Origin of the sequence: Tabrizicola sp. (assembly GCF_051645465.1) — a bacterium.
Lineage (GTDB): Bacteria > Pseudomonadota > Alphaproteobacteria > Rhodobacterales > Rhodobacteraceae > Tabrizicola.
This window is the reverse complement of record NZ_JBOFBI010000360.1, coordinates 1-10,984: the sequence shown is the minus strand read 5'-3', so window position 1 is coordinate 10,984 and position 10,984 is coordinate 1. Positions and strand designations below refer to the sequence as shown.

The following is a 10,984-nucleotide window of genomic DNA, read 5'->3' as shown; positions in this document are numbered from 1 at the left end:
TTTGGTCGTTCGTCGATCCTATTTCGACCCCGTCCGTCCCCAACGCGGGAGTTTTGGTGGAGTCGCCGGGTACCGCCCCCGGGTCCGAGCCGATTATTACAGGTGCGTTTATCGCCATAGGCCGGGTTGCCCCGGTCAGGGATCAATATAGGGGGTGGGCCGGGGGGGCGCAAGGTGGGCGTAACGCTGAGTTACGCTTGGCTGCCGCAAGGAATATCAATGGGTTGTGCGGGAGCCGTTAAGGGTCTGGTAAGGTTTGGGCATCGCTGCCGTCCGGCATTGCGGGGATATCCGACCTGACGAACTTGCATCCCGAGGTCAAAGAAACCAAGCTTGCGAAAGCAGCGACTTGCCCAGTTCCACAGATTGGACTGGTTGACGCCAACAAGACGTGATCGCCTGCTGTGCCATATGATACGTTTGCCCAGAAAGACTGCGACAAAGCCACCGCATCGATCCCGCCGGAGCTGTGTGAAGTCGCTTACAGGCCGTTAGGACCGGAGACAATTCGTTGGACGAGTTTGATGAAATCCTGAACGGCATCTACGATTGCGCGGCAAATCCGGACTTGTGGCCGCAGACGCTGGAGCGGATAAGATCGACCCTGGGCTGTGCCTATGTCATGTTCGAGTTCAAAGATATTTCGTTGACCGCCGTCAATGGCACGGCGCTAAGAAAACTTCGATATACTACCTGGGACCACACGTGGCTTCAAAGCCTTGAACATTTTCTTTCCATCATTCCTGGCGCCGACGTCTTTCTTCGGGCTGGCGTTGATGTGCCATGGACCCAGATGGACCAGATTGACGAAGCCGAGTTCCACAAGACGGACTTCTACCAGGGATGGGTCCGACCACAGGGACTTCGGGATTGCCTGAACATCAGTTATCACGAAAGGACTCTCTTGCTTGGCTACATGGCGTTCGCAAGAAGCCAGGGCTCGCCCCTAATTGGTCGGCATGAAAAGAGCTTTGCCGCCCGGATAACCCCTCACATTCGCCGGGCCGTTTCGATCAACAGCATGGTTGATCGCAGCAATCTGGCCTTGGCGTTGTATTGCAAGGTGCTTGATGCCTTGTCGGTGGCGGTTCTGATCGTCGATGGCGATGGTCGGCTGGTCTACGCCAACGCGCTTGCCGATGCGATCCTGTCAAAAGGGGACTTCCTGACCTTCCACAACGGACATGTGCGGGCGCGGCGGGTAGATGTGGCGGCTGACCACCTCGGGTCCGCCATCGCGAGAGCAGCCAAAGGCGCCGAGACCCTTGGTATCTCGGGCATCGGGGTGCCTTTGGTCAGCGCTGACGGTGAACGGGCCTCGGCCTATGTGCTGCCGTTGGAAGGCAATGATCTGCGTGGAGAACTGGCCCCCGGACATGCGGCCATCTTTATCGCGCAGCGCAGCGAGCAGCAGCCGATGGCGGTGGAGATTCTGCGCACCATCTTTGGGCTGACGCCTTCGGAAGCCAAGGTTGCCTACGCAATGTCCCTTGGCGAAGCGCCCCAGGCTGTTGCTGCAACGCAGGGCACGACGGTCAATGCCGTCCGCTATCACCTGAAGAACGCCTACGCCAAGGTGGGCGTGAACGACAAGACCGCGCTGGCGGCCCGAGTGACGGCCCTTATCCCGCCGGTAGTTGAAGCCTAGCGCTAATCCCTGACCAGAGAAGTCGTGCCCAGATCATCGCGCCCCGGCATAGCTGCGACTTGCGTTGGCTGACTGCTTGGCTAAGGTCGTGACCGAAGAACGTGATAACCTGCTGTTTTGCGTGACGTTGTTCGACGGGAACGACGAGACCGTCGGGCCGCCATGCTGATCCTGCCGAAATCGCGTCGAGTAGAGATCGTCGGTATCGGAGATAATTCGTTGGATGATTTTGATCGGATACTGGGCGAAGTCTACGATTGCGCGGCAAATCCGGACTTATGGCCGCAGACGCTGGAGCGGATAAGGTCGAGCCTTGGATTTGCATACGCCATGTTCGGGTACACCGATCTTTCGATGCACTCCAGCAGTGGCGTCCCGATGCTGAAAGTGCGAAGCACGTCGTGGGACACGACCTGGTTCGAGCGACTTGAACGCTATCTCCCGGACGCCCCCGGCCTGGATAGACTATGGCGCGGCGGCCTCGATGTGCCTTGGGTTCAGATGGAGCATGTTGAGGAGGCCGAGTTCCACAAGACGGAACTCTACAACGAATGGGTTCGTCCCCAGGGGTTGCGCGACTGCATGAACATTCTCTTCTATGATCGAAAGCTTCTGCGTGGTGCCATGACATTCACAACGAGTGAAGGTTCACCGCTTATAGGCAAGCGTCAGAAGGACTTCGTCGCGCGAATAGTCCCCCACATCCGACGCGCCGTTTCGATCAACAGCATGGTTGACCGCAGCAATCTGGCCCTGGCGCTGTATCGCAAGGTGCTTGATGCCTTATCGGTGGCGGTTCTGATCGTCGATGGCAATGGTCGGCTGGTCTATGGCAATGCGCTTGCGGATGCGATCCTGTCAAAAGGGGACTTCCTGGCCTTTTCGCAGGGACATGTGCGGACGCGGCGGATGGATGGGACAGTTGACCACCTTCAGGCCGCCATTGCCCGGGCGGCTCATGGCGCGCAAAGCCTTGGTATCTCGGGCATCGGGGTGCCTTTGGTCAGCGCCGATGGCGAACGGGCCTCGGCCTATGTGCTGCCGCTGGAGGGCAATGATCTGCGCGGAGAGCTCGCGCCCGGGCATGCGGCCATCTTCATCGCTCAGCGCAGCGAGCAGCAGCCGATGGCGGTTGAAATTCTGCGCACGATTTTCGGGCTGACGCCTTCGGAAGCCAAGGTTGCCTATGCGATGTCCCTTGGCGAGGCACCCCAGGCTGTCGCGGCGGCACAGGGCACGACAGTCAATGCCGTCCGCTATCACCTGAAGAACGCCTACGCCAAAGTGGGCGTGAACGACAAGACCGCGCTGGCGGCCCGGGTGACGGCGCTTATCCCGCCGGTTGCTTAAGACCAAGTCGACGTCCCTATCAAAATGGGTAGTGCGCGGTTGCTTCGTTTGAAGAAGCATTTGCCGTGTCGGGAAGACGAGCTGAGTTTTTCGAAACAAGGATTGATCGATGACCTGCGATTGCCGCCCTGCAAAGTCAGCACCAGTTTCTGCAAATCACGCGCCGTTGACGGACGTTCAGGTAATCCATGGTTCGGCGGTCCGGGGGCGTGAAACCTCGGGTCCAGCCCCGGTAATCAGGAAGATTTCAGAAGTCCTTCAGGACTTTTGCTGCGTGACCGACCACCATCGCATTCAATTTCAACGACCGCGGTTCTTATCATGAGATTTAATCTGATCCTGTCTTTTATCACGCTCTGGTCCGGCGGCATCCCAGCCGCCGGAGCTTTTGCATCCTGTGCTGACCTGGCGCTGGTTCTTGCGATTGATGGTTCGGGCAGTATTGATGCCGGCGAGTTCCAGTTGCAGCAACTCGGATATTCGGCCGCCTTCACCAACGACGAGGTGCTGGCAGCCTTTTCGGCGGCCGGAATAGTGGATGTGGCGGTCGTCATCTGGGGCGATTCCGAGATGGCCCCGCAGATCATCCCCTGGCAGCGCATTACGACTACCGAAGACGCCTTTCGCATGGCAAGCCTTATCGCGTCCACGCCGCGCGAGGTGACGGGAGATACCGGGATCGGCCGAGGTATTTCGACGGCTTTGGACTTGCTCCAGGCGTCCCAAGCCTGTGCTATCCGGCAGATCATTAACGTGTCTGGCGACGGCGTGGAGTCGGCGGGGCCGCATCCACGCTATCATGTGCCGTTGGAATACGCCCGGACACGTGCCGAAGAGTTGGGCGTAACGGTAAATGGGCTAGCGATTGCACAGAAGGGATCGGATCTCGACGCCTGGTACCGTGACGAGGTGATCGTCGGACCGGGATCATTTGTCATGACGGTCGAGTCGTTCGAGACGTTTGGCGACGCAATTGCCCAGAAGCTGGCCCGCGAAATCGCTTTACCAACTTTGGCGGGATTGACGCATGGAATGGGAGGCAAACCATGAAGACGTTTCTGATCGAGCGCGATGTCGAAGGAATTTCGCTGGCCGACCTGCACGGGCTCATCGCTGCCAACCGGCGCCATGCTGCACTGATGTGTGATAATGGTGATTTGGTTCACTACATGGGCTCGACCTTTCTGCCAGGCGACGGCCGTTGCCTGTGCCTGTTTCAGGCGAAGGACGAAGCGGTGCTTTCCAGCCTGAACGCTGCGGCAAGGCTTCCGGTGGAAAGGATCGTGTCGGCGATAGCGCTTGCGGTGGACTAGGCATTTGCGCGCGGTCGTTTCTATGAGCTGCCGTTTGTGGCAGGCTGCGAATTGAAGGTCGTGTCCTTTATCTTCGAAGGAAGGTGAACCTCGTGCCGATGGACCCGCAAGTGATCTCCATTGGTGAGTTGACCCTTGATCTTGCCCAGGGACGGCTTTTCTCGCGGCATGGCGACGTGCCGATCCGGCCAAAGGCGCTGAAGCTGCTGACCGCCATGGTTCAGCAAAGCGGACGCGTGATGACCAAGGACGATCTGATGTCCGAGGTCTGGCCGGATGTGATCGTGTCCGAAGATTCGCTGACGCAGTGCGTGCATGAAGTGCGCAAGGCGCTTGGGCCGGACGGGCCATCGCTTTTGCGCACGGTGCCGCGCCGGGGATACATGCTGGCAGATGTCGGCCTGTCTGTGATGACGATGCCAAGTGTTCTGGCAACCGCCGAAGCGGGGTCGATCGCTGTCATGCCGTTCCTGATGCCCGACGGAACGCCGAGCAGGATGCGAATCCTGTTCGATGGGCTGACACACGATGTCATCTCGCGCCTGGCGCGGCTTCGGGCCTATCGGGTGACCGGGCGCGGGAGCGTCTTTGCGCTTCGCAACTTCGGTGAGGATCCCTGGCGGTTGCGTCAGCTGCTGCGCGTCAGCAACGTGGTTTCGGGGAGAGTTGTTTCTGGCAGCGGCGCGGCGGGCGAGCCGTTTCGGCTTGTGGTCGATCTTGTCCGTACGGACGATGGCAGCCTTGAGTGGTCTGATGAAATCGTGGTCTCGGCGGACGACCTTCACCGCAGCTCGGCACATATTGCGGATCGATTGGTCAGTGTCATTTCGCTGGCAGTGACGGAGGCCGAGATCAGGGCGGCACTGTCAGATCGCAATGGCGGGTCGGAAGCGTGGAGGGAACTCCACCTTGGCCTGCACCACGCGTTTCAGTTCACGCCAGATGGGATGCATGCGGCGCTGGGGCATCTGGAAACCTCGACGGCGCTGGACCCGGGGAGTTCCCGCGCGCATGCCTTCGTTTCGTTTTGTCAGTATCATCTTGCCTTTACCAATCGGCTTGGGGACCGAAAGGCCGGTGCCGCGGTCGCTTTGGCATCAGCCGACCGGGCGCTGGCGGCGGATGCGCTTTGCCCGGTGGCCCATTGGGCTTACGGTCGTGCGCAGTGGCTGGGTGGCAATCTTGACGCAGCGAAAGAACATGTCGCACGTGGCATCGACCTCAGCCCAAGCTTTCCGAATGCGCATTACATGCTGGGATTTCTGGAATGCCATGCGGGCGATCCGGTCCGGGCTTTGGAGAGCCTTGAACGGAGCGAAAGCCTTAGCCCGTTCGACCCGTTTCTGCCGTCGATCCAGCTTAGCAGGGCGAATGCCTACTTTCGCTTGGGCGACCTTGATGAAGCCGCGCACTGGGCGGCGCGGTCGGCGGCGCATCGGTCGACCTATGGACATATGCTGTTCAATGCGGCGCTTATCCTGCAGGAGGCTGGCCGGACCGAAGAGGCGAAGAGCATGATGGGTCAGCTGCGGAAGCGTGATCCCGACTACGATCCAGAGCAGTATTTCGCGACGTTCTATTCCCTGACGGCCGAGGTAAGCCGGGTTTTTCGCAAGGGGCTGCGGCAGCTGGGTGTCTGACCGGTGAGCCGGGTCGGACAAGGGCGATTGGTGCACTTCGGCGGTCGCGATCATGCGGTCGCGCGGGTGAGGACCGCGAGCGCCCAAAGCACTGCTCCGTCGGTTTCGTTGCGGCGGTGGTGGAGCGCCAGGACGGGGAAGCTTCGTAAGGGAAGCGGCGGGTCGGCGATGGCAAGGCCCATTGCCGGGGCATGGGCGCGGGCCACGATGTCGGGGAGGGTGGCGATGCAGCGGGTCCGCGCCACGGCGGCAAGTGCCGGGAAGGCGGCGGGTACGGCGGCCACGACGTGGCGGGTCAGTCCGCGCGCCATCAGGGCCTCATCCACGATGCCACGCAGGTCGTTGCCGGGCGACAGCAGGATATGGGGCAGGGCGGCGTAGCGTTCGACGGTCAGCGGCCCGGCCCCCAGCACCTCCGGCCTGCCCACGACGGCGTAGCCCATTCTGTAAAGCGGTGTGGCGATCAGTGCGGGCGGCGTCTCGAAGAACACCCCGGTGGCGAGGTCGACCTCGCCTTCGATCAGCGCTTCGATCGCTGCGCGGCGGGCGAGGGGTGTGACGATGATCTGCACGCCGGGCGCCTCTTCGGTCGCGGCTTTGACCAGAGGCGGCACGAGGATCGCCTGTTCGGCGTCGATGGCGGCGATCTTCAGCACACGGCGGGCAGTGGCGGGATCAAAAGGCGCCTCACCGCCGCCGAGCGCTTGCCTGAGAGCCTCGACCGCCGTGCGCACGGAAGCTTCGCGGGCCAGGGCGGCGGCTGTCGGTTCAAGGCCGTGGGGGCGGCGGAGGAAGAGGGGGTCGCCGAAGATGTCGCGAAGCCGCCGCAGCGCCTGCGAGACCGCGGACTGCGTGAGGCCCAGTTCCGCCGCCACCGCGGTCGCCTTTCGGTGCCGGAGGAGGCCGAGGAAGACGAGGAGCAGGGTGAGGTCGAGACGACGGAGTTCAGAATTGCTTATATCAGACATGACTCGATTTCGTTCTTGTTTATGAAAGCACCACCCTATCTTTGCGTCAAGGCAATCAGGAGGTGTGCGATGGAAGATCGGTTCACTGGGGGCTGCCACTGCGGGGCCTTGCCAGTGGACTTGTGCCGCCATCGCCGTCCCAGCAACAAGCGAAAGGAATGCATCATGACCTGGAACTCTCTGCTTTCTGGCGCCGCGATGCTGGATATCGAGTAAGCCATGCCGGAACCTGTGACCGTTCTGGTGCGTCGCCGGGTGAAGCCGGGGTCGGAGGCCGCCTACGAAGACTGGCTGAAGCGTATGGCCGAAGGGGTGACGCGAGAGTTTCCGGGCTATCTGGGGGCGGAATTCCATCGCCCTGCTGCCGGGTCTGGCGAATACCGAAGCGTCTTCCGGTTTGACAGTCTGGAGGCGCTGGAGCGCTTCGAGACCTCGGACTTCCGCGCCCGGATGCTGGCGGAGGCCGAGCCTTTCTTTGCTGGGGATGCCGCGTGGGAGCGGATGACGGGGCTGGAGTTCTGGTTCGATCCGCCGCCCGGCACCCGCGTTCCCCAACCCTCGCCGCACCGGATGGCGCTGGTGCTGGTGGCGGTGGTCTTCGTGCTGGTGCTGGCGCTGAACCTTACGATCGGGCCGCTGATGGCGGGATGGCCGCTGGCCCTGCGGGTTCTGGTGACGGTGACGCTGCAGGTGGGGCTGATGACCTATGTCGTCATGCCGCGCCTGACGCCGCACATCGCCCGATTCATCTATCCGAAGTCTGCAACACCTTGAAAGGAAAAGACATGTCTGCGACGATTGATATCCATGGCACCAAGCGGGTGCTGATGATTGCGGCCAATCCGGCGGTCTCTCCGGTAACCGGGTGGCCCGTGGGGTTTTGGTGGGCGGAGGTCACCCATCCGTGGTGGGTCTTCACCGAGGCGGGCTATGCGGTGGATATCGTGAGCCCGGCGGGTGGAGACCTGGTGGGTGACGGCTATTCCGATCCGGAGGACGCAAGCGGCTATTCGGCGCATGACCTGATCTCGCTTGGGTTCAAGCATTCTGCGGCGCATGCCGATCTTCTGAAGGGCACGAAGGCGATTTCTGACATTGATCCAATGGCCTACGATGCGATCTTCATAACCGGCGGGCAGTCGCCGATGGTGACGATGATCGACGATGCGGCGGTGCATGCATTCGTTGCGCGGGCCTGGGAGGCGGGGAAGATCGTGGCGGTGATCTGCCACGGGACCTGCATCCTTCTGAAGACCCGGCTGTCGGATGGCGAGTTGCTGGTCAAAGGCCGGACCTGGACCGGCTTTGCCGACAGCGAGGAGGATTTTGCGGACGGCTTCGTCGGCAAGCGCATCCAGCCGTTCCGGATCGAGGAAGAGGCGAGGAAGCTGGAGGGGACGAACTTTGTCGTGTCAGGCCGGTTCCGGTCCTTTGCGCTTCGCGACGGGAACCTCATCACCGGCCAGCAACAGTATTCGGGTGCGGCGGCGGCAGAACTGGTGGTCGGGACGCTGGGCCGGTGAAACGAAAACGCCCGGGGGGTCCCCCGGGCGCATTTCAGATCTTTGGTGCCGGGCTCAGAAGCCCGACTTGATCATCTCGAATTCCTCGATCATCCGGTCGCGCAGTTCGGTCGAGGGCGGGGACTGGATGAAGAGGGGGGTGGTCACCGGGTCGACATAGGCGGCCTTGACCGCTTCGGGATCGATCGTGGCCATGGCGGCGTCGTTCGCGAGCGCATAGCCGATCGCGTCGAGGAGCGGCTGGGCCGAGCTGTGTGCGAGGAGCGAGTTGATGTGGTCATAGACCTTGTCCTCGTTGCCGGGGCCGTCCTTGGCGTTCACGAAGCCGCAGTACCAGCTGGCAGCGCCCTCGGCGGGCGAGCGGTTGAAGCCGACGGGGAAGTTTTCCGCCTGCAGGATGGCGACCGGGTCGTTCCAGGACCAGGCGACCTGAACCTCGCCCGAGGCCATGAGCTGGGACAGTTCCGACGGGTCGGCCCAGTAGGCGCGGACGTTCGGGTGGACCTTCCGCAGCCAGTCGGCGGCGGCCTGGAACTGCTCGTCGGTCACGTTGTCCCACGAGGTCACGCCGGTGGCCATGAAGGCCAGCGACCAGACGTCATCCGTGTTGTCGGGCATCGAGATGCGGCCGGCGTATTTCTCGGACGCAAAGACCTGGATCGAGGCCACGTCCTCGACCGGGACGGTCTCGGCGTTGTAAGCGATCGCGGTGTAGGCGTAGTCGGTCGGGATGAACCAGACGCCTTCCTCGTTGGTGAAGGGTGCGACCATCCGTTCGGGGATATTGGCGAATTCCGGGATCTTCGAGGTATCCCAGGGCTCGATCAGGCCGGCTTCGATGTAGCGGGGCACTGCCGCGGCGCAGGGGTGGACCACATCGGCCTTGAAGCCCGAGGAGACCTTCTGGAACGCCTCGTCGTCGTCGGCGAAGAAGACATAGCTGGGCTTCTGGCCGTGCTTGTCGACGTAGGGCTGCAGCATGCCGTCGATTTCCCAGCCTGCCCAGTCAAGGACGGTGAGTTCGGGGTCGGCCGCGCGGGCGGAGACGGTCAGCGACAGCACCGAAACGGCACTGATCAGGGCTATCTTCATATTGGTCATGGGTGCTCCTCTGTCGTAGCGGCGACCGTACTTCCCCAAGCTGGCCGCAGTGCGTTTCATGCGCATTTTTGTCTGGCAGGCCTGCCCACACGGACAAGCGCTGGCTGGAAGGTGGTTCGGAGCTTGAAAAAGGGCAAGGGGTTCTGCACAGAAAACGTACCGAAGGGCACGCAATTGCCTGTGAATGCCGCCTTTTGCGGCGGTGAACCGGACCAGACGCCCCCCGGCGATGCGGGGGGCGCAAGAATCATGCGGTCAGAGGAGGCCGCGTTCCCATGGGCCGGTGATCGCGAAGGTGATCCCGGGATCCTGGATGTTGACGAAGAGCCAGCGGCCCGATGGGTCGAAGGTGGCCCCCGCCCATTCGTTGTTGCGGTAGTCGTCGGCCTTGATGAACTCGGCCGATTTGCCCGCTGCCTTTACCTCGGCATCGGTCAGCGTGATGTTGTTCTTGGCGAAGAGATAGGTCTCGCCAGCCGGGGTCAGGCCCATGAGGCGTTCGCCCTTGCCGAAGTCATCCTCGACCCCGCCGCCATCTTCGCAAAGCAGGACGCCGCCGCGAGGCGACACTGCGACGTTGTCGAAGTTGTTGCCGGCGACCTTGTTCTGGGCCTGGAAGATGCAGGTCAGACGGTCGGTCGCGGGGTCGAAGGTCCAGACCGAGCCATCGCCTCGGCCGACCTGTCCGAAGGTCTCGGACGCGGAGTCCTGATCCTTGCCGGTCGAGGTGTCGACCAGGTAGATCAGCCGGTCGGCGGCGGAATACCAGCAGCCCTCGCCGCGGGACATGCGAAGGCCGCCGAGGTTGCGGCCCTGGACGAATGGGCCCGAGGCGGTGTTTTCGGCGTCGAACGGGGCTTCGGTAAAGGGCTGGGGCGCGAGGTCCGGGTCGTCGATCTTGACCCATTCCAGAACGTAGTTGTCGCCCATCTGCGGATCGAGGAGATCGACCTTGTCGGCGCCTGCGACCTTGGCCATGTAAAGCGTGCCGCCCTGCGCCAGAGCGCCGAGCTTCTGGCTGCGGTCGGTCGGTTCGAACTTGTAGAAGCCGGACTGGTTGCGGTCGTCTTCCGTCAGGTAGAGATTGCCGCTGATCGGGTCGAAGGCCACGGCCTCATGGTCCATGCGGCCCATTTCCTTGATCGGGGTCGCGGTGGTTTCGCCCGCTTCGGTTGACACTTCAAAGACATAGCCGTGCGGCATGCCGCCCACTTCGGTGAAGTCGGACTTGTCTTCCTCGCAAGTCAGCCAGGTGCCCCAGGGGGTTGGGCCGCCAGCGCAGTTGTTCCAGGTGCCGCCGAGGGCGGGTTCGACCGAGGTGAACTTGCCGTCGGTGAAGATGAGCTTGGTGTTGCCGCCTGCCGCGGGGCCGATGATTTCCTTGTCGTCATCGTCTTCGCCGACAAGTGCTGTGCCCTTGTCGTAGAAGGCCGAGGCGCCG

At 62.1% G+C, this 10,984-nt stretch carries 10 protein-coding genes and 1 other RNA gene; 7 read left to right on the top strand and 4 right to left on the bottom strand.

The genetic code is table 11. The features are described 5' to 3' along the window. Positions 1-177: a transfer-messenger RNA gene (ssrA, locus tag ACRCSW_RS22330) on the bottom strand; the annotation flags it as partial. A 334-nt stretch (positions 178-511) separates the two neighbouring features. Between ssrA and ACRCSW_RS22325 the strand changes: the two genes are divergently transcribed. The 5 genes from ACRCSW_RS22325 (at position 512) to ACRCSW_RS22305 (ending at position 5,951) form a co-directional block, all read left to right on the top strand. Then, positions 512-1,648, top strand: coding sequence for a helix-turn-helix transcriptional regulator (locus ACRCSW_RS22325; protein ID WP_438707851.1), 1,137 nt, complete (start codon positions 512-514; stop codon positions 1,646-1,648). A 162-nt stretch (positions 1,649-1,810) separates the two neighbouring features. Continuing rightward, entirely contained in the window at positions 1,811-2,998 is a 1,188-nt protein-coding gene (locus tag ACRCSW_RS22320; protein ID WP_438707850.1) for a helix-turn-helix transcriptional regulator, read from the top strand. 321 nt (positions 2,999-3,319) lie between these two features. Next, complete coding sequence (locus tag ACRCSW_RS22315; RefSeq protein ID WP_438707849.1) at positions 3,320-4,048, top strand: DUF1194 domain-containing protein; 729 nt, start codon at positions 3,320-3,322, stop codon at positions 4,046-4,048. Beyond that, a complete protein-coding gene (locus tag ACRCSW_RS22310) occupies positions 4,045-4,311 on the top strand; it encodes a nickel-binding protein (protein WP_438707848.1) in 267 nt (88 codons plus the stop codon). The genes ACRCSW_RS22315 and ACRCSW_RS22310 overlap by 4 nt, the downstream gene beginning before the upstream one ends. Positions 4,312-4,409: 98 nt before the next feature. Continuing rightward, positions 4,410-5,951 carry a winged helix-turn-helix domain-containing protein gene (locus ACRCSW_RS22305; protein WP_438707852.1) on the top strand — a complete coding sequence of 514 codons (1,542 nt, stop codon included), beginning with the start codon at positions 4,410-4,412 and terminating at the stop codon, positions 5,949-5,951. 50 nt (positions 5,952-6,001) lie between these two features. On the opposite strand, the gene ACRCSW_RS22300 is transcribed toward ACRCSW_RS22305, so the two are convergent. Then, a complete protein-coding gene (locus ACRCSW_RS22300) occupies positions 6,002-6,919 on the bottom strand; it encodes a LysR substrate-binding domain-containing protein (RefSeq protein ID WP_438707847.1) in 918 nt (305 codons plus the stop codon). Between the two features lie 219 nt (positions 6,920-7,138). On the opposite strand from ACRCSW_RS22300, the gene ACRCSW_RS22295 reads away from it, so the two are divergent. Beyond that, entirely contained in the window at positions 7,139-7,693 is a 555-nt protein-coding gene (locus ACRCSW_RS22295; RefSeq protein WP_438707846.1) for an antibiotic biosynthesis monooxygenase, read from the top strand. An 11-nt stretch (positions 7,694-7,704) separates the two neighbouring features. Then, complete coding sequence (locus ACRCSW_RS22290; RefSeq protein ID WP_438707845.1) at positions 7,705-8,442, top strand: type 1 glutamine amidotransferase domain-containing protein; 738 nt, start codon at positions 7,705-7,707, stop codon at positions 8,440-8,442. 54 nt (positions 8,443-8,496) lie between these two features. On the opposite strand, the gene ACRCSW_RS22285 is transcribed toward ACRCSW_RS22290, so the two are convergent. Continuing rightward, a complete protein-coding gene (locus ACRCSW_RS22285; RefSeq protein WP_438707844.1) occupies positions 8,497-9,543 on the bottom strand; it encodes an ABC transporter substrate-binding protein in 1,047 nt (348 codons plus the stop codon). Between the two features lie 255 nt (positions 9,544-9,798). Beyond that, on the bottom strand, positions 9,799-10,984 hold a 1,186-nt coding region (locus ACRCSW_RS22280), incomplete at its 5' end, for a PhoX family protein (RefSeq protein ID WP_438707843.1).